Source organism: Rothia sp. HMSC061C12 (assembly GCF_001815755.1).
Lineage (GTDB): Bacteria > Actinomycetota > Actinomycetes > Actinomycetales > Micrococcaceae > Rothia > Rothia mucilaginosa.
Map to the genome: position 1 here is coordinate 1 of NZ_KV821857.1, position 24,687 is coordinate 24,687.

18 protein-coding genes are annotated in these 24,687 nt (G+C 59.2%); 10 read left to right on the top strand and 8 right to left on the bottom strand.

From position 1 onward, the window contains the following. Positions 1-97: 97 nt before the first annotated feature. The 5 genes from HMPREF3055_RS03675 to HMPREF3055_RS03695 all read right to left on the bottom strand — a co-directional run bounded on the left by HMPREF3055_RS03675 (position 98) and on the right by HMPREF3055_RS03695 (position 7,433). The gene (locus tag HMPREF3055_RS03675; protein ID WP_070738025.1) at positions 98-2,074 is read right to left on the bottom strand and encodes a S8 family peptidase; all 1,977 of its coding nucleotides are present in this window, start codon (positions 2,072-2,074) and stop codon (positions 98-100) included. Positions 2,075-2,713: 639 nt separating this feature from the next. After that, positions 2,714-3,859, bottom strand: a complete 1,146-nt coding sequence (gene purM / locus HMPREF3055_RS03680) for a phosphoribosylformylglycinamidine cyclo-ligase (protein WP_070665959.1) — start codon at positions 3,857-3,859, stop codon at positions 2,714-2,716. After that, on the bottom strand, positions 3,859-5,610 hold the full coding sequence (gene purF, locus HMPREF3055_RS03685; protein ID WP_070738028.1) for an amidophosphoribosyltransferase: 1,752 nt from the start codon (positions 5,608-5,610) through the stop codon (positions 3,859-3,861). Before purF ends, purM begins: the two co-directional genes overlap by 1 nt. Positions 5,611-5,850: 240 nt before the next feature. After that, positions 5,851-6,267 (bottom strand): sterol carrier family protein, encoded by a 417-nt coding sequence (locus tag HMPREF3055_RS03690; RefSeq protein ID WP_371325918.1) that lies wholly within the window; start codon positions 6,265-6,267, stop codon positions 5,851-5,853. A 38-nt stretch (positions 6,268-6,305) separates the two neighbouring features. Continuing rightward, the gene (locus tag HMPREF3055_RS03695; protein ID WP_070738031.1) at positions 6,306-7,433 is read right to left on the bottom strand and encodes an asparaginase; all 1,128 of its coding nucleotides are present in this window, start codon (positions 7,431-7,433) and stop codon (positions 6,306-6,308) included. A gap of 577 nt (positions 7,434-8,010) precedes the next feature. Between HMPREF3055_RS03695 and HMPREF3055_RS09370 the strand changes: the two genes are divergently transcribed. The 7 genes from HMPREF3055_RS09370 to HMPREF3055_RS03730 all read left to right on the top strand — a co-directional run bounded on the left by HMPREF3055_RS09370 (position 8,011) and on the right by HMPREF3055_RS03730 (position 15,551). After that, on the top strand, positions 8,011-8,352 hold the full coding sequence (locus HMPREF3055_RS09370; protein WP_246826889.1) for a hypothetical protein: 342 nt from the start codon (positions 8,011-8,013) through the stop codon (positions 8,350-8,352). 150 nt (positions 8,353-8,502) lie between these two features. Further along, a complete protein-coding gene (purD, locus tag HMPREF3055_RS03705; RefSeq protein ID WP_049340963.1) occupies positions 8,503-9,786 on the top strand; it encodes a phosphoribosylamine--glycine ligase in 1,284 nt (427 codons plus the stop codon). A gap of 268 nt (positions 9,787-10,054) precedes the next feature. Then, positions 10,055-10,981: a phosphoribosylaminoimidazolesuccinocarboxamide synthase gene (locus HMPREF3055_RS03710; RefSeq protein WP_049340964.1), complete on the top strand. Its 927-nt coding sequence runs from the start codon at positions 10,055-10,057 to the stop codon at positions 10,979-10,981. Positions 10,982-11,301: 320 nt separating this feature from the next. Further along, positions 11,302-12,204, top strand: coding sequence for a hypothetical protein (locus HMPREF3055_RS03715; protein ID WP_005504617.1), 903 nt, complete (start codon positions 11,302-11,304; stop codon positions 12,202-12,204). A 196-nt stretch (positions 12,205-12,400) separates the two neighbouring features. Further along, positions 12,401-13,615: a peptidoglycan-binding domain-containing protein gene (locus HMPREF3055_RS03720; RefSeq protein ID WP_070629995.1), complete on the top strand. Its 1,215-nt coding sequence runs from the start codon at positions 12,401-12,403 to the stop codon at positions 13,613-13,615. A gap of 1 nt (position 13,616) precedes the next feature. Further along, complete coding sequence (locus HMPREF3055_RS03725) at positions 13,617-14,393, top strand: ABC transporter ATP-binding protein (protein WP_070691154.1); 777 nt, start codon at positions 13,617-13,619, stop codon at positions 14,391-14,393. Continuing rightward, a complete protein-coding gene (locus HMPREF3055_RS03730; RefSeq protein ID WP_070738033.1) occupies positions 14,394-15,551 on the top strand; it encodes an ABC transporter permease in 1,158 nt (385 codons plus the stop codon). A 92-nt stretch (positions 15,552-15,643) separates the two neighbouring features. Here HMPREF3055_RS03730 and HMPREF3055_RS03735 read toward each other — a convergent pair whose 3' ends face one another. Both HMPREF3055_RS03735 and HMPREF3055_RS03740 read right to left on the bottom strand, forming a co-directional pair. Continuing rightward, the gene (locus tag HMPREF3055_RS03735) at positions 15,644-16,492 is read right to left on the bottom strand and encodes a FadR/GntR family transcriptional regulator (RefSeq protein WP_049340966.1); all 849 of its coding nucleotides are present in this window, start codon (positions 16,490-16,492) and stop codon (positions 15,644-15,646) included. Between the two features lie 221 nt (positions 16,493-16,713). Continuing rightward, the gene (locus HMPREF3055_RS03740; protein ID WP_070738035.1) at positions 16,714-18,387 is read right to left on the bottom strand and encodes an L-lactate permease; all 1,674 of its coding nucleotides are present in this window, start codon (positions 18,385-18,387) and stop codon (positions 16,714-16,716) included. An 843-nt stretch (positions 18,388-19,230) separates the two neighbouring features. On the opposite strand from HMPREF3055_RS03740, the gene HMPREF3055_RS03745 reads away from it, so the two are divergent. The 3 genes from HMPREF3055_RS03745 to HMPREF3055_RS03755 are packed head-to-tail and all read left to right on the top strand — an operon-like array spanning position 19,231 to position 22,314. After that, complete coding sequence (locus tag HMPREF3055_RS03745) at positions 19,231-20,025, top strand: (Fe-S)-binding protein (protein ID WP_005504630.1); 795 nt, start codon at positions 19,231-19,233, stop codon at positions 20,023-20,025. Positions 20,026-20,041: 16 nt separating this feature from the next. Then, positions 20,042-21,670, top strand: coding sequence for a LutB/LldF family L-lactate oxidation iron-sulfur protein (locus tag HMPREF3055_RS03750; protein WP_070614841.1), 1,629 nt, complete (start codon positions 20,042-20,044; stop codon positions 21,668-21,670). Next, a complete protein-coding gene (locus HMPREF3055_RS03755) occupies positions 21,670-22,314 on the top strand; it encodes a LutC/YkgG family protein (protein ID WP_049347182.1) in 645 nt (214 codons plus the stop codon). Before HMPREF3055_RS03750 ends, HMPREF3055_RS03755 begins: the two co-directional genes overlap by 1 nt. Before the next feature lie 216 nt (positions 22,315-22,530). On the opposite strand, the gene HMPREF3055_RS03760 is transcribed toward HMPREF3055_RS03755, so the two are convergent. After that, positions 22,531-24,090 carry a molybdopterin-dependent oxidoreductase gene (locus HMPREF3055_RS03760; RefSeq protein ID WP_005504634.1) on the bottom strand — a complete coding sequence of 520 codons (1,560 nt, stop codon included), beginning with the start codon at positions 24,088-24,090 and terminating at the stop codon, positions 22,531-22,533. Positions 24,091-24,687 lie beyond the last annotated feature (597 nt).

Consider the following 24,687-nt stretch of genomic DNA (forward strand, 5'->3'; position numbering starts at 1 on the left):
TCGTTGTCCAAGAAACGGGAGGCAGTTCATTTCTCTCATCGGGGGCTTTTACTATGCGCTGTCGACTGGGCCTGGTGCGGAGCCGGTAGCGGATAGCTTATTGTTCATTGACCTCGCGGGGCTTCTGCGCGGGGTTGGTGACCAGCGGTTCGTCCTGGGTGATGGGCTCGGCGTCACCGTTCAGGTCGTAGACCTGGGCATCTTCGGGGATTTCCATGGCGGGCGCGCCGGGAATCCGGTCGTAGCCACCGGTGAGGCTCTCGCCGTTGGCTCCTGCCGTGAGAGCTTCTGCGGTTGCTTCGGCTGCCTCGTCGGCGGCGGCTCTATCGGCAATCTTAGTGTTAGATGCGCCTGCGCTCAGTCCCTTAGAGATCACCTTAATCGTCTTGCGCGGTCGCAGGTAGGTCACCCTACCGTTCGCGTCCAGGTTTCCAGCCTGTTTAGCCAGTTTGAAGCTGTTGATAATGCCTCGTCCACAGAAGTACTTATCGCACTTGATGCGGTTTCCCCCCGCGAGGGTGAACGCCTCCTCGACCTGCTTAGTGGTCATGGAGGTGCCGTTGACCAGCTGCTGCGCCAGCAGGGCGGAGACGTGCGGTGCCGCCATGGAGGTGCCGCTCTCGTAGACGTAGGTGAACTTGGTGTTATCCGGGCGGTCGAGGCTGTTCACGGACAGGGAGAGGATGTCTTCACCCGGTGCGGAGATGTTGACCCTCGTGCCGTAGTTGGAGAACGATGCTCGCGTGCCGGCCTTGGTTGTTGCGCCGACCGTGATGACGCCCATGCAGTTGGCGGGCGCGTACTTGGACGCCTCCGTGTTGCCGTTACCTGCCGCGGCGACCACGATTGCGCCCTTGGAGCGTGCAATGTTGATGGCGCGCTGGTACGCGGCGGGGCACTGGGTTACGGTGCCGATGGACATATTGATGATCTTGGCGGGGTAGGTGTTGTCCGGCACGCCGTCAACGTGTCCGCCGGCAGCCCAGATGATGGCGTCGGCAATGTCGGAGGTGCGGCCACCGCATCGGCCCAGCACGCGCACGGGCTGCACACGGGCGAGGTCGGCGGTACCAACCATGCCCATGCCGTTATTGCCGCGGGCGCCGATAATGCCGGCAACGCTGGTGCCGTGCCAGGTGGAGGTGTGGGCGTTCGCCTGATCCTTGCAGAGGTTGTAGGGCGCGTAGTCGCCTTCATCCCTGGGGTTGGGGTCGCGGCCGTCGCCGTCGCGGGCGCTGAGCGGGTCGCTGACGAAGTCGTAGCCGTTCGCCATGCCGGTGACCAGGTCGGGGTGCGGCACGTAGCCGGTGTCGAGTACGGCGACCTTCACGTATGCGCCGCGGCGCAGGCGTGCGTTACCGGTGTTCTGAACGCCGGTGGTGGGGTTGGTGAGGTTCCACTGCTTGCTGTACTGCGGGTCGTTGAACTGGAAGGTGATGTCACCTTCTGCGGCGGGGTAGTTGATGTAGTCGGGCTCGACGGAGGCTACGTCCGGGTCGGAGGCGACCTTCGCCATGAACTCCTTCGCCTCGTTTTTGTTGAGGGTTTTGGAGGTCTGGATGACGGCGTCATCGGTGGAGGTGTTGTGCAGGAACTTGGTGTCGACGTTCAGTGCTTCGCTGACGACGTCGACGGTGTCCATGATGTCGTCAACGATGCCGCGGACTGCGTCCCACTCGCCGTCGCGCAGCATTTTGCGCTGCTTGGCTTCGTCGGTGTAGGTGACGATGAATCGGTCGAAGTTCTGCTGGGGAAGCGTGCCGGGGGCTGCCGCGGTGGGGGTGGTGGGGCGTGCTACGCCGTTGCGTGTGAGGGTGAGGGGGCTGACGGGCCCTTCAATCTGGGGCGCTGCCTGAGCTGCTGCCAGGATGGCTTCGTCGCTGGGTGCCTGCGCGAGGACGGCGGGTAGGTCGCCTCCGAAGAGGAGCGCACCTGCGGCGAGCAGGCTCAGGGCTGCGTGTGCGGGGCGCTTGCGACGGCGGTTATCGGTGTAGAGGTTATCGGTGCGGCGGTTATCGATGCGGGGGCGAGGAGGTGTTTCGGTGTGCTGCGCACCGATGTATGGAAGCCTCATCTGGTTCTCCTGATGTAGGTGGTATGCGAACTGTGTGATGTGTACTGGTGTTTCCGTCTGTAGGTGCACGAGGTGCGCATAGGGTTCTTACGGGGCGGCAAAGGGGCCTGTTTTTGGGCGCGCTGAAGTAATGAATGGGGTGAGGGAATAGTGTTTTGTAGACCCTTTTTCGTACCGAAAGAACCCTTTTTGGACGGTGTGCAACGTACATTTCTAAGGTATCACTTCAAGGTGAACTTGAGGGATTTTTGAGGTGCTTTTCACGGGTTAATGTGCAGAAAATCAACCTCTGGAGGCTGAATAGTGCCCAATGGTTGAGGGTTTATGTAAGTAAAGCTTGAGGGTTGGAGTATACGAGGCAGGATATGCGGCACCTCTTGCTGACAGGGGAGAGAAATAAATGTTTTAACACTGTGGTGTAAGCACTAGAATGCATTAAAAATGCAGTTGATAGCAAAAAATAAAAATAGCCTGAAATACGCGTGAAAATAAATAAAAAGCTGGCATCAAACACACGGGACAGCACGCACCGCCGGTAGACACACAGACCGGGGCGGCCACCGCATGGGTGACCGCCCCGGTCTATAGAATCATCAGCACCAGCAAGCTGGCGCTCGCTACCTACTGGAGAAAGCGTCCTTAGGAAGCGTAGGAGCCCAGCAGGCGAACCGCGCCGCCGTCCACGCCCTTAGCGCCCTGCACGTAATCGGGGTTGTTAGCCTCGGGCTCACCGGCGGCAACAACGTCACCCATAATCCAGGAGGGGATACCGCGGTCGTTCAGACGCTTGGTAGCAGCCTCAGCCACGGAGGGGTCAACGATAGCAATCATGCCCACGCCCAGGTTCAGGGTGCGCTCCAGGTCGGCAAGGGGCACGTTGCCCAGCGAACCGATCAGGGAGAAGATGGCGGGAATCTGCCAGGTGGAGCGGTCCACACGACCCTCCAGGCCCTGGGGCAGAACGCGAGCCAGGTTAGCAGCCAGGCCGCCGCCGGTCACGTGCGAGAAGCCGCGTACACCGCTGCCGGTGGTGCCGTCTTCGCCGTTGACGGGGAATGCTGCCGCCAGGTCCAGGCAGTCTGCAGCGTACACGCGGGTGGGTTCGAGCAGCTCTTCACCGATGGTGCGGCCCAGCTCGTCCACCTGGCGCTCCAGACCCCAACCGGCAACGTTCAGGACCTTACGGACCAGGGAGTAGCCGTTGGAGTGAATACCGGAGGATGCCATAGCAATCAGTACGTCACCCTTACGCACGCGGTCCGGGCCGAGCAGCTCGTCAGCCTCAACCAGACCGGTTGCCGCGCCCGCAACGTCGTACTCGTCTTCTGCGAGCAGGCCGGGGTGCTCAGCGGTTTCGCCGCCAACCAGGGCGGTGCCAGCCTGTGCACATGCGCCAGCGATACCGCGCACAATGTCAGCGATACGCTCGGGAACGACCTTGCCGGTGGCAATGTAGTCGGTCATGAACAGCGGCTTAGCGCCGCAGACCACGATGTCGTCCACGACCATGCCGACCAGGTCGTAGCCGATGGTGTCGTGAATATCGAGTGCCTGCGCAATAGCGACCTTGGTGCCCACACCGTCGGTGGAGGTAGCCAGGTAGGGCTTGCGGTACTTGACGAGCTCGGAGACGTCGTACAGGCCCGCGAAGCCGCCCACGCCACCAACGACGGAGGAGTTGTGGGTCGCCTTGATAGCGCCCTTCATCAGCTCAACGGCGCGATCGCCAGCCTCTACGTCAACACCTGCGCTCGCGTAGGTTACGGTGGTGGTGTTCTCGCTCATTAGGATTCCTTCGGGGTAGCGGTAGCGGAGGAGTTTGCGGGGATGCGGTCCTGCTCGGTGAGCAATGCCTCGAGGTCGGCGTCGGGGCCGGGGTTGCACATGCCCATACCGGCGTCGTCTGCGGCAACCTGTACTGCGGAGAGATCGAACTTCGTTTCGAGAGTTTCGGTGCCTTCGCGGGTCTCAATGGAGACGGCCTCAGCATGCTCAGGCTTGGAGGGGACGGGGCGCTCCACGGTCACCTCAGCTGCCTTACCGGCGAGGGGTCCGCCCTTGCCCTTTTCTCCAGCGTCGAAGAGGGACTTGCCGCGTCGTTCCTCGCTCGGCAGCTCGATCGGGTATTTGCCGGTGAAGCATGCGGTGCACATGTTTTCGGCGGGCTGCTCGGTGGCTGCCATCATGCCGTCCTGGGAGATGAAGCCGAGAGAATCGGCACCCAGGGAGGAAGCGATTTCGTCCACGGACAGGCCGTTAGCGATCAGCTCCGCGCGGGAGGCGAAGTCAATACCGTAGAAGCAGGGCCACTTCACGGGCGGGGAGGAGATGCGCACGTGCACTTCCTTCGCGCCAGCTTCGCGGAGCATACGCACGAGGGCACGCTGAGTGTTACCGCGAACAATGGAGTCGTCAATGACGACGAGGCGCTTACCGGCAACCACGGACTTCAGCGGGTTCAGCTTCAGGCGGATACCGAGCTGGCGGATAGTCTGCGAGGGCTGAATGAAGGTTCGGCCCACGTAGGCGTTCTTGACCAGGCCGTTACCGTAGGGGATGCCGGACTCTTCGGCGTAACCAATAGCAGCCGGAACACCGGATTCGGGGGTGGGCATGACCAGGTCAGCTTCAACAGCGTGTTCGCGGGCGAGCTGACGGCCCATTTCTACGCGGGATTCGTAGACGCTACGGCCGGAGATGGTGGTGTCCGGGCGTGCGAGGTAGACGTACTCGAAGACGCAACCGGCGGGCTTAGCTTCTGCGAAACGCTGGGAACGCAGACCGTTCTCGTCAATGGTGAGGAATTCGCCGGGCTCCACTTCACGCACGTAGGATGCGCCGACAATATCAAGTGCCGCGGTTTCGGATGCGACAACCCAGCCGCGCTCCAGGCGACCGAGTACGAGGGGGCGTACACCCTGCGGGTCGCGTGCGGCGTAGAGAGTGTTCTCATCCATGAAGGTGAGGCAGAAAGCACCGCGCAGGGTCGGCAACAGGTCGAGCGCTGCTTCTTCAAGGGAATCGAAGTCATGCTCTGCCAGTAGAGCCGTAACGAGTGCGGTGTCGGTGGTGTTACCCTGAGCAAGCTCACCGTGCTTGGGGGGCTTGCCGCCGTTCTTTTCGAGGATACGGTCGTAAAGGTCAGCGGAATTGGTGAGGTTACCGTTGTGCGCCAGACAGAGCGTGCCGTGCGGGGTGGTACCGAGGGTGGGTTGTGCGTTAGCCCAGTGGGATGCGCCGGTGGTGGAGTATCGGGCGTGGCCGATAGCGTGGTCGCCGGGCATGGAGCTGAGGGTGGCTTCGTCAAAGACCTGGGAGACGAGTCCCATATCTTTGTACACGTGGATGCGTTTGCCGTTACTGGTTGCGATACCTGCTGATTCCTGGCCGCGGTGCTGGAGTGCGTACAGACCGTAGTAGGTTAGCTTTGCCACGTCCTCGCCGGGTGCCCACACGCCGAAGACGCCGCAGGCGTCCTTGGGGCCGTGGTCAATCGGATCGAGGTCGTGAGTGAGTTTTCCGTCGGGACGAATCAATTCACTTCTTTTCGACGTTGGGACTGCGGATGCGTCTGCGCAGGCGCAAGACGGACGTGTGTTTCTGTACTCGCACCTGCCTGTGTGTGCGGTAGCATACACCAGACCTTTAAAAGTGTACCGGGTTTCAATGTAGACGTGGTGAAGGATACGCTAAATACCTCAGGATGGACCACTAGAACAGGCACCAAACACGCCAAATCACGAAAACTGCGTGGACCTGTGAGCTCGTAGCGAATTCTAGAAGAGCGGCAACAAACCCGAAAGGTCACTACGCTCACCCGACGCATCCAGCGCACCGGCACTCACCGCCTGCGCCCACGAACAGGCACCCAGAACCAGCGCCGCCCACACGAGCGGACGCGCCTCCACAACGGACGGGGGAGTGCCGCGCGTATGGCGGGGGCCAGCAATACACTGAGTCACACCCAGCGGGGGTACACGCACCTCCACACTATTGCCGGGGGCGAGGGTTGCCAGCTCCTCCAAGGTGAAGCGCACAAAGGTCGCACGCACCGAGCGGGGGAGCGCGGCAAACGCCTGCTCCACCTCGGCGCTGTTCAGCAGGTACTCGCCTTGGGCATGCACATCTGCAGGCTCGCCGGCTGCCGCACGCTGCGCCTCAAAGAAAGCACGCACTTCGCGTACCGCCGCCATGCCGTCTGCTTCGGAAGTTTTACGTCGAATCGCCACGATTAGTCCTCTTCCGGGGCGCCGGGAACCAGACCCTCGCGGGTGAAAAGCTCCTCATACACACGCAGCTCGCCCACCTCAACCGGCTTGCCGTCCACGTAGCCGCCGGTCACCGGGTGAACCACCAGCGCGAGTAGGCGCTCGCATTCCTCGGCGCTCAGGTAGCCGCCAGCGGCGAGAGCACGCAGAGCCACGGCGTACATGGCGCGGTGCGAACCGTCGCTCATCTTCACCACCACGGATGCGCCCGAACGCAGACCAATGCAGAGCACGCCCTCCGCACCGCCCTTGACGATCGCGTCCAGTTCTTCGCTGAGCACGGTGTCGGGGGAGCCGGGTGCCTGAATCAGCTCGGGGTAATCCACCATGGCGGTCGCGACCGTGGAGGCGCGCGCATCCGCGCCGAGGTTGCGGATTGCCGCACCCAGGGTCGAGTAGGCGCGTGCGGCACCGGCCAGGGAGACGGCGTGCACGGGCGCACCGCAGCCATCAACGCCGATAGCGGCTACGGGCTCGCCGGTGAACGCCTCAATTTCTTCGGTGATGACCTGCTGCAGCGGGTGGGCGGGGTCGAGGTAGTTGTGCAGAGTCCAGTCCTGCGAGCCCTCTTCGAGGTCGCCGCGCTCAAGCTTGGCGGTGCACGCCCACAGGAATGCGGCGTGCTTGCCGGAGCAGGGGTGCGCCAGGGTAGTAGCGGCAAGGTTCGCCTGAACCATTGCCTGGCGTGCCTGCTTGTCGGAGGGGAGCGTGGGCTTGAGCGCCAGGTTTGCCGGGGTGAGCGGGTTGGTTTCGGTGCTGCCCTGGGTGAGTACGTCCTGCACGGCGCGCATCTGCTCGAAGGTGCCGCGGTGCGAGCCGCAGGCGATGGCGACCTGGGAGCCGCGCAGGGGCGCGCCCGCCTTCATGGATCCGATGGCCTGCAGCGGTTTGGCGGCGGAGCGCAGGTAGAAGGGCTCGTGAATATCGCCGAGGGCAAGCTGCACATCGCCGTCGGGGCCCAGCAGGATGAGGCGGCCGCGGTGGCGTGCCTCAATGAAGTTGTTGCGGGTGAGCTGCGCGAGTTCTACGTCGAAGGCGCTGCTGTGGTCGGTGGTGTGAGTGGTTGCCTGTGGGGTGGTGCTGTTGGTCATTCTTCTAGTTTAAACGGGGCATGCGGCTTGACCCTATTCGTGCTTAGTGGTGCGGAGCTAGGATGGGCTGGCGCGGTCGAAGGAGAGCCGTGTGAAGAGATTCACGCCCACTACGGGTTGAAGCTATGAGTAACTCATTTTTATAATTGAAGGGTGCTCAAGCGCAACAGGAAATACTGAGGTACGTGAGCGAGGCACAGCCCGCACGAACCGAAAGACCTGACCCGCGCACCGCATAGGACCGACCACGATTGACGCCCGACGAACCATTCTGGCGCCTCGACGTACCGCCTCATGAACATGGCGATGACCAAGGCAGCGGCAGATGAGCAAAACCCCACCCCGTCAATCGATGAGCTATGAGTGTATCCACGGTTCATCATCTCTGACATGCCCCAATATGCAGTCTGAGAACGGGCGTAATGTATCCAGTACGCAATTGATGCAGTCCCGGGGCCTCTATATCTAGGCGAAACTAGTTAGACGTGACCCGGTACGAGTATGCATCGCTTAATGCCCCTTACCCCTCAACTCACTCTTGATTGGTGAGCGGCAAACCATGTAAAGGAGTACATCCATGGCAGAGCAGAACAACACCTCCGCAAACACCTCCGCACAGAACGTCTCCCCCAAGGGTGGCGTGGGCGTGGATTCTGAATTCCACGCAAAGTTCTTCCCCATCCTGGCTCGCGTTGCTTCTGTGACCGCAGTGCTCATGTATGTCTTCTACTTCCCGCAGATTATCGGTAACCTGAACGGTCACAAGGGTGACTGGATCCAGCCGCTGGTCGCTGCGGTGAACTGCACCCTGTGGGTTCTGTACGGTCTGTGGCGCCCCAAGAAGGACGTTCCGATCATCATTGCGAACGCTCCCGGTATTGTCTTCGGTGGCCTGGCTGCTATTACCGCCCTCATCTAGTGCTTTAGTTTGATTCGGTAGCTTCGGTTACCGCGCTGTGCGGCTCTTCTCTAGCGTGCATTCTTGCGAATGTGCCGCTACATGAGAAGGGCCGCATTTTTAGTGTGCTCAGCTCACATTTTTGAGAGGGTACCGGGTACCCTAAATACTATGAAGGTTTTGGTACTGGGCCCCGGCGGCCGCGAACACGCAATTATTCGAGCGCTTCTGCGCGACCCTGAGGTAACCGAGGTGCACAGCGCCCCCGGCAACGCCGGCATTGCCCAGGATGTTCCCGTCCACGCAATTGATGCGAATGATCCCGCCCAGGCAACCGCCCTGGCACGCGAACTGAACGCCGACCTGGTTGTTATTGGCCCGGAGGCACCGCTGGTCGCCGGTGTTTCTGATGCACTGCGTGAGGCGGGTTTTGATGTTTTCGGCCCCTCTGCAGCTGCCGCTCAGCTGGAGGGTTCTAAGGCTTTCGCTAAGCAGGTCATGGAAGAGGCTTCCGTGCCGACTGCCCGCGCTTACGTGGCAACGAATGCTGCTGAGGCGCAGGCTGCCCTGGACGAGTTCGGTGCACCCTATGTGGTGAAGGACGACGGCCTGGCAGCAGGTAAGGGCGTTGTGGTGACCGAGGACCGCACCGCAGCACTGGAGCACGCTCAGGCTTGCTTCAACGCTGGCGGTACCGTGGTCATCGAAGAGTTCCTGGACGGCCCCGAGGTGTCCCTCTTCGTCATTTCTGACGGTAAGAACGTTCTGCCGCTGTCCCCGGCTCAGGACTTCAAGCGCATTTTTGACAACGATGAGGGCCCGAATACCGGCGGTATGGGCGCCTACACCCCGCTTCCCTGGCTGCCCGAGGGCTTCGTGCAGGAGGTCGTGGAGAAGGTTGCCCGCCCGACCGTGGCTCGTATGGCTGAGCGCGGCACCCCGTTCGTGGGTGTGCTCTTCTGCGGCCTGGCTGTGACCAGCCGCGGCGTGCGCGTTATCGAGTTCAACGCCCGCTTTGGCGACCCGGAAACCCAGGCGGTTCTGGCGCGTCTGCGCACCCCGCTGGGTCAGCTGCTGCGTGCGGCTGCTCGCGGTGAAATTTCTGAGGGTACCGAGCTGGATTGGGATCCCCGCACCGCAGTGGACGTGGTTATGGCTGCTGAGAACTACCCTGACACTCCCCGCAAGGGTGATGTTATCTCCGGTCTGGATGAGGCGAATGCTCTGGAGGGCGTGCACGTGATTCACGCGGGCACCGTGGTTTCCGGCGAGGAAATCCACACCGCCGGCGGCCGCGTGCTGGCCGTCGTGGCGCTCGGTGAGAACCTGGGCGCCGCCCGCGACGCCGCCTACGAGGGCGTTCGCGCTATCTCCTGGGCTGGCGCGCAGTACCGCACCGACATCGCGCTGAAGGCTGTGGAGAACCGCATCCACATTCCCGCCCCGCGCGGCTAAAACCTAAGGTGACCGGCTTCCCCGCTTGAGGGTGGGGGAGCCGGTCGCTTCTTTGCCACTCGCTTCTTTATCCCTCGCAGCCTCAGCTTTTCCCGGGTTCATTTCCTCGGCTCGGGGTGCTGTCGGCGGCGACCGGGGCAGGTTGGGCTCTCAAGATTGTGCCGTATTGATGACTGGTTGGCACTATCGGGAGCCGTGCCTGTCGCGGTATTGTAATTACACAGACTTTTTGCATCCACATCACACCACCTCATCAGGAGAAATTCTCATGACTTCTCGTTCTAACCCCGTGGAAATCCCGGGCTGGACTCACATTTATTCCGGTAAGGTCCGCGACCTGTACGTTCCGAATGAGGAACGTTTTGATGCTACCGGCTTGACCGTCAATGATGACGCTGAGCTGCGTGCCGGTTCGGTTATGGTTGTTGCCTCGGACCGTATTAGCGCTTTTGACCGTATTCTGCCCACCGAGATTCCGGATAAGGGCAAGATTCTGACTCAGATGTCCCTGTGGTGGTTTGAGCAGCTTAAGCAGGTTCCGAACCACGTGCTGTCCACTGACGTTCCGGATGTTGTGGCTGGTCGAGCAATGATTTGCCGCTCCCTGAACATGTTCCCGGTGGAATGCATTGTGCGCGGTTACCTGACCGGTTCGGGTTTGGCTGTGTACAACGAGACTGGTGAGATTGCTGGCGTGAAGTTGCCTGCGGGTCTGGTGGATGGTTCCCGCCTGGAGACCCCGATTTTCACTCCGACCGGTAAGGCTGAGGTGGGTGAGCATGATGAGCTGGTGACCCGTGAGGAGCTGTACGCTGAGGTTGGTCAGCCGGTGGGTGAGCGCCTGGAGGAGCTGAGCCTGAGCCTGTACACCACTGCGGAGAAGATTGCTCGTGAGCAGGGCATTATTCTGGCGGATACCAAGATGGAGTTCGGTACTGATTCGTACCGTGGCGAGATCACTCTGGGTGATGAGGTTCTGACCCCGGATTCTTCGCGTTTCTGGGACGCTCAGCAGTATGAGCCGGGTCATGCTCAGCCGAGCTTTGATAAGCAGTATGTGCGTGACTGGCTGCGTTCCCCGGAGGCGGGCTGGGACGGTTCGGATAACGTGCCGCACCTGCCTGAGGAGGTTGTGGAGAAGACTCGTGCCCGTTACGTTGAGGCGTATGAGCGTCTGACCGGCACGAAGTTCTAAACTCAATATTTCGGGCTGAATAAGTCTTTGAGATAGCTAAAGGGCGGTGCCCCGGAAGGTCATTCTTCCGGGGCACCGCCCTTTAATCCATAAGCTCTTTTACATGCATTCTTATAGGTGCTATACGTCATAAATACATCTTGTGTGTCTATTGTACGGGGGGGGGTTGTCCTCTATCATACTTAGTAATCGGCTCATGATGCTTCTACTCCGCAAAACGCAGGTTTACACCATATAGCTGGTCTGTAGATAGCCCTCACGATACGCTCGTATCACTGCCGGTTCTCGCCCATCAATGATGCTTGAGAAAGGTGAAGTTCATGGCAAAGAAGCCCTTCACACCCCTCGCCCTTATCGGTATTGCCTGTTGCCTGGGCGTATCGAGTTGCTCCACCACCGTTGAAGTTAAGCAAGACATTCGCAATGTCCTGGCAAGCTACGAGAATCCCTCCCCGGACATTAACGTGGCCCTCGTTAACGAAGTCAAAAAGTGCATGAGTGAGAAGTCCTTCACCTACTCCGGTAGCCAGAACATTATTGACGGCAGCTCCGTTCATGAACTTGCGATGAGTGACGCCCACTTCGCCAACGAAGAAGCGGCCACCCAAGGGTACTTATCCACCCGGCAGGGCAACGCTAGCTCCAGCAATGCACCCGCGATGGAAAACCCGGCATATCGGAAAGCATTTCAAGGCGACCCCCAAGCCGCAGACAGCAAAACCGTTACCATCACGATGAGTAACGGTTCCCAGACCGGCATGGCAACAGATTCATGCCTGGGACGTGCGGCAGAGGCTGTCTTTGGCTCAGCAGAAAACTACCTCAAATACATCAACTTCATTAACGAGCTCATCGTGGGTGGATCCAAAAATAACGCAGTAGAAGAAATGGGGAAATACTACCGTAATGACACCACCTACGGTGCATGCATGAAAGAAAGCGGATACACCGATATCCAGCACTTCGGAGATGCTCCCAGCTACGCAGAGAAAACCTGGGGTAAGTATAAGGCAGCCAATGCCGCCGCCAATGCGGAAGAGCAATCCCTAGCTCATGCTGACTACAACTGCCAAAAGTCTACTGGAATCCTGACTAAGGCACAGAATATCTACTACGAAAAGGCTGCGACCTGGCTCAATGAGCATGAGCCGCTCATCCTTGAAGTACGCGATATTGAACGTCAGGCACAGGAGCGTGCCGCAGCTCTAGTCAACGGCAACTAGCCAACGGCAACCAGTAAACGCTGATTCCTCGTTGGACATTTTCTAGCGAAAATTTTCTACCGGTCCTCTGCTCTCAACCGCGTTCACCCGCGGATGAGAGCAGAGGATACACCCCTTTATTCAACCCCCGCCACGTTGTTACCCTCAGCAATTACCCCTAGTCCCGCCCCATATTTCACCGCAGAAAGGTGAACCCATGAACACGCAGCAGAGTTCAGAAAACCCCCGCCGCGCCGCCACGACGGCAACCATACGCGCCTACCTGGTTCCGGTGCTCGTCATTCTGCTCGTCATCACCGGCGGGTTCTCCATCTACGCACTTAATACGGGGCTACGCACCAATGTTGAATCCAATGCGCAACCGTCCCGCGCCGCGCAACTAACAACCCGAATCAGCACGCAGACTGTTACCCGCACCTACTCGGGAGAAGTTAGCGTGTCACCCGCTCGAAGCTACACCGTGGGAACCCCTCAAGGAGTGGTGACCAGGGACGGTGCCAAGGCGGGTACCCAGCTGAGTAACGGCTCAATTATCACCACTATCAACGAGCGTCCCATCATTGCGTTCAAGGGTAGTATTCCCGCCTACCGCGACCTTGCCGTAGGCGCGCGCGGCGATGATGTTAAACAGCTCCAAGAGGCTCTAGAATCGCTTGGCTACAGTATCTGGGATGAGGAAGGAAACTACGGCGAAGCAACCGCCAACGCTGTCTACCGTTTCTACCTGGATCGTGGCTACTACCCTCCCGGGGATACTGACCGAACCGAAGAAGGACGCTACAGCACCGCACTGCCGCTCTCTGAATACCTCTTCGCTGACGGCAATGAATACACCGTAGACAACAGCTGCGGCACCAAAGGCCAAACCTCAACTCAGGCGCTGTGCACCCTATCCGCGGGTGGATACCGTCTGGTACTCTCCGCGGACGGTAGCGCTCTCAGCAATGAACTCGCTGAGGGACAGAAAGTCCAGATTCTTACCGATAACGGAAGTTCGCTCGAAGGCACCCTGGGCGCGGCCCTCACACCCGAAGGCTCAACTAACGCTGACGGCGGCGCTAACGCAGGTGCCTCCAACGGTGCGCAGAACAGCGCGCGACCTAACAGCGATACCTCCGCACCGGGAGCTACCGCACGGAAACGCTACCCCATCACAATCGACTTGCCGGAAAACACGACGGCATCAACACGTTTTCAAGCAACCGTCACTCTCAACCGAGGCGCTGAAAACGCCCTCGCAGTGCTTGAAGCCGCCGTCAAAACCGAAGAAAACGGAACGCACTCCATCACCCTGGATAACGGTCAGAGCGTTCCCGTCACCCTTGGCGTGTGCTCCGCCGGAATCTGCGAGCTCGTCAACCCCGCTGCAGAACTCAAGGCAGGTACCGTCGTGAAGCTGAAGGAGCGCTAAAATGCCTCATCACGAGACAGAACGTGCCCTCCCCACGAGCGCTACCGCCACAAAACCTAATATCGAGTGCCACAATATTGCGCGTTTCTTCCCGCCCTCCACCTGGGCACTAAAAAACGCGACCCTCAGCATTCATGAAGGCGAATCGGTGGCCATTACCGGCGCCTCCGGAAGCGGAAAATCTACGCTCCTCTCTATCATCGGGCTACTCGATCAGCCCTCTGAAGGTGAGCTGAAAATATTGGGCCAAAACATGGGCACCGCCAGCGACGCCGAGCGAACTGTAGCACGCCGTGAGCACATCGCTTTTGTCTTTCAGGCGTACCACCTTATCGCTCATCTGAACGCCACCGAGAACATTGCCCATACCCTCCGGATGCGCGGCGTACCGGGCCGTCAGGCACATCAGCGTGCGTTGCAGGCACTCGAACAGGTGGGTTTGGGGCACCGTTTGGAGGTTCTTCCACGCAATATGTCCGGTGGTGAACAGCAACGAGTCGCGGTCGCACGCGCGTTAGCCTGCGCCCCGCGTATCCTACTGTGCGATGAGCCTACAGGAAACCTCGACACTGAAAACTCTCACAAGGTGTTGGATCTGCTCCTCGCCGGCCGTGCGGAGAAGCAAAGCCTGGTCATCATCACCCATGAACCCGATATCGCGGCTCGCTGCGACCGGCAGCTACACATGGTCGATGGGATGCTCGTTAGCCCCGAACTCACTCGTCCCGAAGAGCTTGCCCACCAAACGCTCATAGAACCCGTTGTCAGGGGAGGATAGATGCTAAGGAACAACCTTCACTACGCTCTCCTTGCAGTTGTTCGCCGTTGGCGCCGCAACCTGCTCACGGTACTGGCGATGCTCGCGGGAACAACCACCATCATCATGCTGGTGGGCGTCAGCGAGTCGTCAGCACTCAACACGAGCTCGCAGCTGGTCAGTTACGATTCCACCCGGCTCGGTGTGCGCCTCCAGCCGCAGACCTGGGATATACCGGAGGATGAACTGCTCTGGCGCGTTAACCAAGTTCCAGAGGTCAAAGCTGCCGGTACAGTCACCGTCGATACGCAGACAACGCGTCCGCAGGTCAACAGGCCGGGGCAAGAAGGCCAACAGACACCCCTCGCAATCGTTTCAGAATCAGGTTTGAAAGCACGAGGTGCGCACATTGTTGAGGGACATTTCTCGGAACCTGCCCGCGAACGCCTCGGTGAGCCTACCGTCTATCTGGGTGTTGCCCTCGCGAAAGAGCTAGGGGTCAGCACTGAGCCCGGGCGGAACATGATTGAGGTCAACGGAATGCGAGCCTACGTACTCGGCATTATCCGTGACGGCGGCAAAAACGCTGCTCTCAGTAGCGCTCTTATTCTGCCGACCACCTCCACTTTCTTGCCGCAAGCCCACACCCTGCAACGCGGTATGGACGTCATCGTGAATCCAGGAAGTGCAGATACGGTCGCGGAACAGCTTAAGCAGGTACTCGATCCGCAGCGCGCCCCCGTTGATACAAATATTGAGATTCCGCCTTCACCGGTGACTCTTCGTGCTTCCTTGACGAAGGATAGCCGAGCTCTTACGACCATTATTCTGGTGGTTCTTATCGTCTCGACAAGCTTCGGCATTGTGATGACTATGCAGATTTCGGTCTGGGAACGCCGCAGGGAAATCGGCATCAACCGTGCATTAGGGTTGGGACGGCGAGATGTGGCGGTCAGCTTCCTTGCGGAGGCGGCTCTCCTCGGTGCCTTGGGCGCTCTTGGAGGCTTCATCCTCGGTATTCTCGGTTCCTGGGTTGTGTGCCTTCTCAACGGCTGGGCGCTATCTCTGCCGCCCCTTATCCTAGGGATTCCTTTCCTCGGCTTGGGTGTGGGCATCGTGGCGGGTGCATTGCCCGCCTACGCGGCAACGAAGGTTCAGCCGCTTGAGCTGCTACAATAACTGCCCAGCGAATAAGGGCGGTGCCCCGGAAGGTCATTCTTCCGGGGCACCGCCCTTTAGCTATGTGGGGTTATGAGGTTGAGTGGCACATCCTAGCCGGCGTGAATGTTCTCGTGGCATAAATCCTCGTGCAGAATATCCCGCGCCGGATGCTGCCGCGCCCGCTCCTCCGCAGCCCGGTCAGACAGCGAATAGAACCACGTAATATGCTCGCACACCCGCTCATAGGCTGCCTGCTCATCGTGAGAGGCAATCGCCTCAATAATGCCGTAATGCTGCTGCTGCAACGTGCGCTTGACCGCTTCCCAATCCTTCAAGAAAGGAACTGCCTCCTGCACATAGCTCATCGTCGCCATGTGCAGAGAGTCAATCACCGTATCAAGCACAATATTGCCGCCGAGCTTCGACAGCTCATAGTGAAAACGCGTATCGCAGAAATGGAAACGCTCATCGCTGATCTGCTCATCCATCTCCGCCAGATGTACGCGCGCCCGCTCCAACGCTGCCGCACGCTCCGGGGTGTCCGGCGCGGCAGCCGCCGCACGCGCCGCAGGGCCCTCCAGTAGCAGACGGGTTGAGACAACGTCCTTCACCGGCAGGCTACGGGTCGCAATGTGCATGCGCAGCGCCCAGCTGAGTGCATCCGACGGCTCCGAAATGATAATCGCGCCCGACTTCGGTCCCGAACCGGTACTGGAACGAATCAGACCCAGTGCGTTCAAAACCCGAAGGCCCTCACGGACCGAGGGACGGGAAATACCGTGCCGTGCCGCCAGCTCACGCTCGGAGGGGAGCTTATCGCCCACACGCAACTCACCCAGGCGCAGGCGCCGCTCAAAGGTCTCCAGAATGATGCTGTAGCTGCGGTCCGCCAGAATCGGCTGGCGCTCAACCACAGGGGGCGCCTCTGCAGGCTGGGTGTCGTCAAAAGAACGAGGCATACTCTCTCCTGATAACGAGGCGGATAACGAAAAGAAGTCTCGACTCAGCATGTTCTCCCAAACTATTGGGGCAACCTATCGAGTCATAAGGGGCATAAAAAGCGGGGCGGCGATACCGGAAAGGTACGCCGCCCCGCTGTGGCCTCCGGTCAAACCGGGGCGAATGTCCTACTGTTCGTGAAGCGGATGCTTCAGGAACTCTCTAAAACCTGAGCTTCAGATTAGGGAATCATGAAGGACAGCACGTTGGTCTGCAGGAAGACCAGGACGCAGACGAACAGGAGCATAGCGAAGGACCAGGGGAGGACAGCCTTGAGGATGTCGGATTCCTTGCCTTCCATGTCCACGGAGGTAGCAGCAATAGCCAGCGACTGCGGGGAGATCATCTTACCGACCACACCACCGGTGGTGTTAGCAGCCAGCATGAGCTCGGGGGTTGCTCCGTGGATACCTGCGTGCTGCAGGTTCTCAGCGGCAGACACCTGCAGCTTGGAGAACAGTGCGTTGGCGCTGGTGTCCGAACCGGTCACAGCGGTACCGATCCAGCCCAGAGCCGGTGCGAGGAACGCGTAGACGGTGCCCAGGCCTGCCAGGAAGGTACCCATAGCAATGGTCTGACCGGAGAAGTTCATGACGTATGCCAGTGCCAGAACCGAAGCAATGGTCAGGATGGACCAACGCATGCGGTAGACAACGGAACCGAACTCGGTGAAGATTGCCGGGAACTTGAAGGCGTAGCGGCCCTTCTCGTTGAAGAAGAAGTAGACGACCGCAACAACCAGACCGGAGATGATCAGCAGGGTGCCGGGGTTGGACATCCACGCGAAGTTGTAGACAGCGTCCTTGACGGGCTTGCCGTCAGCGGTGACGAGGCGGGAGCTCAGAGCCTGGATATCAATCTTGATGACGAAGCTCTTCAGCCATGCCTTCAGGCCAGCGTGCAGGTTAGCAACACCGAAGATTGCAACGACGATGACGTAGGGCAGCAGTGCCATCCAGACGCGAACGGCGGGCAGAGCTTCCTTCTCTTCAGCCTGTGCGGGCAGGCCGTAGCGTTCACGAACGCCTGCGACGCCGCGCGGCTTCCAGAACTGCAGGAAGACAACAGCAACACCCATGGAGACGATGCAAGCAACAACGTCGGTCAGGTTGTATGCGGGGGTAGCAGCGGTGACCCACTGTGCAATTGCGAAGGAGACACCGATGATCAGTGCGGGCAGCCATGCGTCCTTCAGACCCTTCATACCGTCAAGGATGACGAGCAGGATGAGCGGAACGAGCATTGCCAGGAACGGAGCCTGGTGACCAACGATGGTTGCGATAACGTGTGCGTCCTTGCCGCCAACGTCAGCTGCGGTGGTAATCGGGACAGCAACTGCGCCGAATGCCACGGGTGCGGTGTTAGCGATCAGAACGGTGACAGCAGCCTTAAGGGGCTTAACGCCCAGGGAGAGAATCATGGTTGCGGTAATTGCAACGGGAGCGCCGAAGCCAGCCAGTGCCTCGAGCAGACCGCCGAAGCAGAATGCGATGAGGATAGCCTGGATGCGCAGGTCGCCGCCGCCGAGGCGGTCGAAGACGCGGCGCAGGTCTTCGAATCGACCGGAGAGAACGGTGATCTGGTAGAACCAGATGGCGCCCAGAATCACCCAGCAGATGACCAGGCCGTAGATGGCGCCGCGGACGGCGCTCAGGCCGGCGAGGTCAGCGGGCATGTGGAAGCCCAGCGCTGCTACGAGGATGGATGCTGCCAGTGCCACGAGTGCGGACCAGTGAGCGCGTGCCTTAACGCCCAGTAGCATCACAAAGAAGGTGAGGAGGGGAATGGTTGCCACGAGCGCGCTGAGGCCGAGGCTACCTCCCACTGCATTGGTTACAGCGGTATAAGTTTCCACTGGAACTCCTTTGGTTCAGGGTGTGTTTTGTGTGTGGTCAGACCATAGATAATTCTGTGGGGAACGAGTCATTGTTCCCTGCATGGGGATGTGGTCAGACCATTGATCGCATGTTTAGAAGAGTACCGGATAATGTGGTGTTTCACCAAAAGTGACCTGACTCATTTTTGTGGAAGGCGACCGGAACCTGGGCTCGCTTCCAGTGAAACTGCCGAAATATTGCGGTTCTGATAGTTAATTCCAGGTTCTGAAACTCGAATATTTTCAGATACATCACGAGTTGGGTGTATGGGTCATTGGTTTACCCAGGGGAGAGTCTTCATTTGGACGCATATACCCGAAAAGAATGTTGTTTTAAAAAGGAAAAGCCCCATAAAACAACCATAAAATCTTCAGAACGGCGGATTTCTAGGGGGTTTATGGTCCACTTCTGTGTGTTTGATAAATGTTCAATCTGCGAAAAGAATATAGGGGTCTTACGGGGGGTGCATGGGAGATGAGGTCACATGTACCGGAAGGTAGGGAAATATACCTTAAGGTCAGGTCGACCTAACCGGTTATTTAACAAGGAAAGTATGTGCTATTCCAACTAGAGAAAAGCCGCCCAACGGTGTTAAATGGCTAGAAAGATAAAAGACATCACCACGGTTTCTGATCCCACCGCATCCCACCTCCACTTGGGGCGCGCACATTAGCCGGAACCATCCGGCCCAGCTTCCCCGACTCAATACATCTGAGTCGCTTCTTTGGAAGACCGAACTTGTTCGGACTGTGCCCCGCCTGCCCCAGACGCAGGCGGTGAGACCGAGAAACTCTGAACACAGAGGAAAGGACGGACAAGTCATGCGCATTGCACTCTTCTCCACGTGCATCGTTGACGGCATGTACCCCCGCGTAGCACGCGCCACCGTCGAAATTCTTGAGCGCCTGGGCCACGAGGTTGTCTTCCCCCCGAACCAGACCTGCTGCTCTCAGATGCACGTCAACTCGGGCTACTTCGATGACGGTTACGAAGTCATCAAGAACCACGTTGAAGCTTTCGACTCCTGGGACTGGGACGTAGCTGTTGCACCCTCCGGCTCCTGCGTTGCTTCCCTGCGTCACCAGCAGGCAATGGTCGCACGTAGCCGCGGCGACGAAGCGCTGGCTCTGAAGGCAGAGCAGATTGCTTCCCGCACCTTCGAGCTTTCCCAGCTGCTAATCGACATCCTGGGCATCACCAACGCTGCCGAGCAGCTCGGCTCCTACTTCCCCGAGCACGTCACCTACCACAGCTCCTGCCACGGTATGCGTATGCTCGGCCTGGGCACCCGCCAGCAGGACCTGGTCCGCACCGTCGAAGGCATCAAGTACACCCAGCTCGAGGGCATGGACCAGTGCTGCGGCTTCGGTGGTACCTTCTCCTTCAAGAACGCTGACGTCTCCGGCGCAATGGTCAACGACAAGGCAGACAACGTTGAAGCAACCGGTGCTTCCGTCTGCACCGGCGGCGACTGCTCCTGCCTGATGAACATCGGCGGTGCGCTGATGCGTCGCGGCTCGGACGTTCAGACCATCCACTTCGCTGAGATCCTCGCATCCACCAAGGAAAACCCGCTCAAGATTAACTCCGAGCGCGTCGAGCTCTCGATCGGCTAAGGAAAGATAAGACCTCATGACCGCTATTCAGCTTGGTATGCCCAAGGTCGTTCACTACGGCGAGGGCAACATTTTCGAAGAAACCCCCTTCCCCAAGTACGCGAAGGAAGAGCTCAAGAACGAGCAGCTACGCGCCAACCTGCGCTTCGTGACCCACGCGATCCGTAACAAGCGCGCACGCGTCACCGCAGAGGTGCCCGACTGGCAGGACCTGCGTAACACCGGTGAGTCCGTCAAGAACTACGTTCTGGCGAACCTGCCCGAGCTGCTCGAACAGTTCGAGCGTAACTTCACCGCCGCAGGCGGCCACGTGCACTGGGCACGCAACGCCACCGAGGCAAACCAGATTGCTTTGGACCTGATCCGCGAGCAGGGCGTGGACGAAATCATCAAGATTAAGTCCATGGCAACCGCAGAGACCGGCCTGAACGAATTCCTCGAGGAAAACGGCATCAACGCTATTGAGACCGACCTCGCGGAAGAAATCGTCCAGCTCGGCCACGACCGCCCCTCCCACATTCTGGTGCCCGCAATTCACCGCAACCGCCGCGAAATCCGCGACATCTTCCTGCGCGAAATTGAGGGTATTAACCCGGACATCACCGATGAGCCGGCAGAACTGGCAGAGGCATCGCGTAACCGTCTGCGTAACAAGTTCCTGAACACCACCGTGGCAGTCTCCGGCACCAACTTCGGTATTGCTGAGACCGGTACCCTGACCATCGTGGAGTCCGAAGGTAACGGCCGTATGTGCCTGACCCTGCCCGACACCCTCATTACCTTCATGGGTATTGAGAAGATTCTGCCCACCTTCCAGGACTACGAGGCATTCCTGCAGCTGCTGCCCCGCTCCTCCACCGGTGAGCGCATGAACCCCTACACCTCCATGTGGACCGGTGTGACCCCCGGTGACGGCCCGCAGAACATGCACGTCATCCTCATTGACAACGGCCGTACCGCTGTTCTGGCTGACGAGCTCGGTCGCCAGGCACTGCGTTGCATCCGCTGCTCCGCTTGCATGAACGTGTGCCCCGTGTACGAGCGCGCAGGTGGTCACGCCTACGGCTCCACCTACCCGGGCCCCATCGGCGCGATTCTGTCCCCGCAGCTCTCCGGTATCGAGGCTGCAGAGAACAACTCCTTGCCGTACGCATCCTCCCTCTGCGGCGCATGCTACGAGGTCTGCCCCGTGAAGATTAACTTCCCCGAGGTCCTCGTGCACCTGCGCGCTAAGGACGTCGAGTCCAAGCACGCTATCCGCGAGTTCGAGGGCAACAAGAAGGCTCCCTTCTCGCAGATGGACGGCATGATGCTCGGTGCGAAGAAGCTCTTCACCTCCGGCAAGATGATGTCGATTGCAGAGCGTGGTCTGCCCATGTCCCGCCTCATTACCGGCCGCAAGCACAAGATCACCGCTGTTCCCGGTATCGTCGGCGGCTGGACCGCTTACCGCGACATCCCCGAGCCCCCCAAGGAATCCTTCCGCAACTGGTGGAAGAAGGAGAAGGGTCAGGCTCCGGCACGCGATAACGCACAGCGCGTTGACATTCAGGCCCTCATCGAGGCTAACAAGGGTAAGGCAGCTGAAGCGGCTGCAAACGCTAAGGCTGCTCAGGAAGCCCGTGAAGCTAAGGAGAACAACTAATGTCCTCTGCTAAGGAAGATATCCTCGCACGTATCCGCTCGTCCCTGGCTGACGCACCCGTCGCCCCCGAGCCCGTACGTAACTACCGCCGCGTCAGCGAGCTGAACGAAGAGCAGACCATTGAGATGCTCGTCGACCGCCTCATTGACTACAAGGCAAATGTGTTCCACGCGAACAAGGAGAACATCTCCGAGGTCATCGCAGAACGCCTGGGTGAAAAGTCCACCTACGTGGTTCCCGAGGGCCTGAACATGGAGTGGCTGCCGGCTGACACCGCTGACCGCAAGCGCGTCACCGACTCCGGTAGCACCCTCAAGCCCGGCTGCCTGTCCCTGAAGGAACTGGACGCAGTTGACGCTGTGGTGACCGGTTCGACCGTCTCCTGTGCAGAGACCGGCACGATCTTCTTGAACACCAACCCCGATGAGGGTCGCCGCGCCATCACCCTGGTGCCCGACCACCACATCTGCGTGGTGCCCCGTTCCACCGTGGTGGAGCTGGTTCCCGAGTCGATCGAGCGTATCACCTACACCCGCCCCGTGACTATGATTTCCGGTCCGTCTGCAACCAGTGATATCGAGCTGATCCGCGTGGAGGGCGTGCACGGCCCCCGTACCCTGGACGTCATCATCTACGATGCCTAAGGTAAAGCGCCAGAAGGCAAACCTCTAAAGAAACCGCCCGAGAGCTAAGGCTCCCGGGCGGTTTCTTTATGCCCTCTCGGCTTCTGCATCTTTCAGAGCAGTAGAGAGCGGCGGAGAAGATAAGCGAACGGTGGCGGGCCCATGTTTCCCGCCACCGTTCTGTGCTTTATAGGGTGGTGTATCGACGGTTAGCGTTGTAGCGCCCTGTGAGGGTGCTTAGGCGCGTGCGTCGAAGTGCTGCAGACCGGAGTCCTCACGGCTACCGCCTTGGCCATCGCCAACATCGTGGTAGTCCTTGATCCACTCGATCTTCTGAACCCACTTGACCATCTTGTAGCCGTGCATGGAGTCCGCACGCAGACGGAGCGGGCCGCCGTACACATCGGGCAGGGGCTTGTCGTTCATGCCCCACGCCAGGATGGTCTCATCTTCCATCGCCATGGAGATGTCCAGGCACTCGTAGTAAGGTTCGGTCGGGCGGCCGTCGTAGGTGTGGCCCACGTGGCCGAAGGAGGTCACCATAACGTAGCGAGCCTCGTCGGTCTTCTCGACCAGTGCGAGAACGTCGCGCAGGCGCACGCCCTCCCACTTGGCGATGCCGGTCCAACCCTGCATGCAGGTGTGCATGGTGATGTTGACTTCCTTGCCCAGCTGCTTGAGCTCGTCAATGCTCAGGGACTTGGATTCCTTCACCAGGCCGCCCAGCTCGAGGCGGTAGTCAACGAACTCGTGCTCCTTCAGGCGGTTCCACTCGGTGCTCTCACGCTCTGTCGGCGGGCGAGTGTTAACCCAGTGGAAGGGCGAGATGTCGGCATCGGTGAAGGTCTTCTTCTGCACCTGACGGGAGGTGATACGGTCCAGCAAGACGTTACGAATCGGCTGGGTCAGACCCCAAATGAAGGTCTGGGTGAATCGCAGGTCGCGCAGGGACCAGTACGAAGCGAAAATCCACAGAGCCACAGCGAAGACAATGCCGCCAATGAGCATGGTGACTGCCTGAGCGAACTGTGCTGCGTCGACCTCGTTGTAGGGCTTGTTCAGCATCATGTGGGCGATGTTGTACTGGGGGTGAACCACGAACACCAGCGCCACGTGAATGACGGTGAAGACGCAGTAGAACGCCATGCCCAGGAAGTGGATGGAACGTGCGGTCTGGCGGTTACGGAAGAGGCGCACGTAGCCGGGGAAGCGGCCGCAGAATGCCGGGCTCATAATCGGGCCGGTTGCAATCATCAGCGGTGCCACGATGAACACCACAGTGAAGTACATAATCTGCTGCAGAGCGTCGTACGGCTGGAAATGCTCAATCGAGGGAATCTGGAAGCCAGCGTAAATCTGGATGGATTCCCACGCCTGCGGGATGATGTCCCAGCTGGTCGGGACGATGCGGCGCCACTGACCGGTCAGGAACAGCAGGGAGACATATACCAGACCGTTAACAATCCAGATGACGGTCACCAGCGCGTGCCATGCGCGGCCCAGACCAATCTGAGCCTTACCGGGCAGAGAAATCAGGGGAGACAGGGTGCGCTGGTCATCGCGCGCAGTAAATGCGCCGGGGGTGGTAGGGACCTTGTCCTTGGTGAACTTAATCCACTCAGAACCCGGGGTGCAATGGTTGTTCCAGTACAGGCGGGGGTGAGAGGCGAGAACTTCCCAACCTGAACGAATCAGGAAGCCCATCATAATGAAGTTGATAAAGTGCGTAATTCGGAGCCAGGCCGGGAAGTCCAGCTCTACGCCACCAGTGCTCGCGGTGAGGAGTAGTTGGTGCATGATATTTCCTTCGGAAATGACTGTGTGTGCAGACAATCGTTAGGATTCAGTGCGAGGCCTTGAGATGCGAAGTTAGAAATAGTTACCTTTCTGAACCATATGATCCTCCTCCATAGTTGGGAGCCGCCGGGGGTATCGTCGCGGATACTCCCGAAAGGGGCGCCTCCCGTGTGTGAGATGGGAGGTGCGCCAGCTCCCGCTGGGGCGGAAGCGACTCTGTGTATGTATGTTGGTTTATGTGTGTTTTAGGGAAATTCCCTGTCCGCTTTCAATTTTATAGGACAAAGTGTCAGTCGTGAAAGCTAAGACACGTCATGTTCTGTAATATTTGCATAAAAAATCCGAATTTAAGGAAGATTCTCATCTTTCCGCGGTTTATAGGGTCTTTCGGGTGCAAAAAACCCACCGCAGCCTCAAGAGGGGATGCGGTGGGTTTTGATCCTATATGTGGGATGCGTGTTGGTTTGCAGGGCTTTAACTGCCTGGTATTGTGTGGTTTTATAAATTCAATCCCACATAAGGTTGCGGTGACTGTAAGCGAGATACCCGCTCAAACCGGTTTGTAACCCGACCTTGAAAACGCCGAAGGCAACCGTA

What these genes read in the sequence shown, in the direction of transcription:
- HMPREF3055_RS03675 (WP_070738025.1), bottom strand. Translation starts at nt 2,074, where the DNA reads ATGAGGCTTCCATACATCGGTGCGCAGCACACCGAAACACCTCCTCGC.
- purM (WP_070665959.1), bottom strand. Translation starts at nt 3,859, where the DNA reads ATGAGCGAGAACACCACCACCGTAACCTACGCGAGCGCAGGTGTTGAC.
- HMPREF3055_RS03690 (WP_371325918.1), bottom strand. Translation starts at nt 6,267, where the DNA reads ATGGCGGCGGTACGCGAAGTGCGTGCTTTCTTTGAGGCGCAGCGTGCG.
- HMPREF3055_RS03695 (WP_070738031.1), bottom strand. Translation starts at nt 7,433, where the DNA reads ATGACCAACAGCACCACCCCACAGGCAACCACTCACACCACCGACCAC.
- HMPREF3055_RS09370 (WP_246826889.1), top strand. Translation starts at nt 8,011, where the DNA reads ATGGCAGAGCAGAACAACACCTCCGCAAACACCTCCGCACAGAACGTC.
- purD (WP_049340963.1), top strand. Translation starts at nt 8,503, where the DNA reads ATGAAGGTTTTGGTACTGGGCCCCGGCGGCCGCGAACACGCAATTATT.
- HMPREF3055_RS03710 (WP_049340964.1), top strand. Translation starts at nt 10,055, where the DNA reads ATGACTTCTCGTTCTAACCCCGTGGAAATCCCGGGCTGGACTCACATT.
- HMPREF3055_RS03715 (WP_005504617.1), top strand. Translation starts at nt 11,302, where the DNA reads ATGGCAAAGAAGCCCTTCACACCCCTCGCCCTTATCGGTATTGCCTGT.
- HMPREF3055_RS03720 (WP_070629995.1), top strand. Translation starts at nt 12,401, where the DNA reads ATGAACACGCAGCAGAGTTCAGAAAACCCCCGCCGCGCCGCCACGACG.
- HMPREF3055_RS03725 (WP_070691154.1), top strand. Translation starts at nt 13,617, where the DNA reads ATGCCTCATCACGAGACAGAACGTGCCCTCCCCACGAGCGCTACCGCC.
- HMPREF3055_RS03730 (WP_070738033.1), top strand. Translation starts at nt 14,394, where the DNA reads ATGCTAAGGAACAACCTTCACTACGCTCTCCTTGCAGTTGTTCGCCGT.
- HMPREF3055_RS03735 (WP_049340966.1), bottom strand. Translation starts at nt 16,492, where the DNA reads ATGCCTCGTTCTTTTGACGACACCCAGCCTGCAGAGGCGCCCCCTGTG.
- HMPREF3055_RS03745 (WP_005504630.1), top strand. Translation starts at nt 19,231, where the DNA reads ATGCGCATTGCACTCTTCTCCACGTGCATCGTTGACGGCATGTACCCC.
- HMPREF3055_RS03750 (WP_070614841.1), top strand. Translation starts at nt 20,042, where the DNA reads ATGACCGCTATTCAGCTTGGTATGCCCAAGGTCGTTCACTACGGCGAG.
- HMPREF3055_RS03755 (WP_049347182.1), top strand. Translation starts at nt 21,670, where the DNA reads ATGTCCTCTGCTAAGGAAGATATCCTCGCACGTATCCGCTCGTCCCTG.
- HMPREF3055_RS03760 (WP_005504634.1), bottom strand. Translation starts at nt 24,090, where the DNA reads ATGCACCAACTACTCCTCACCGCGAGCACTGGTGGCGTAGAGCTGGAC.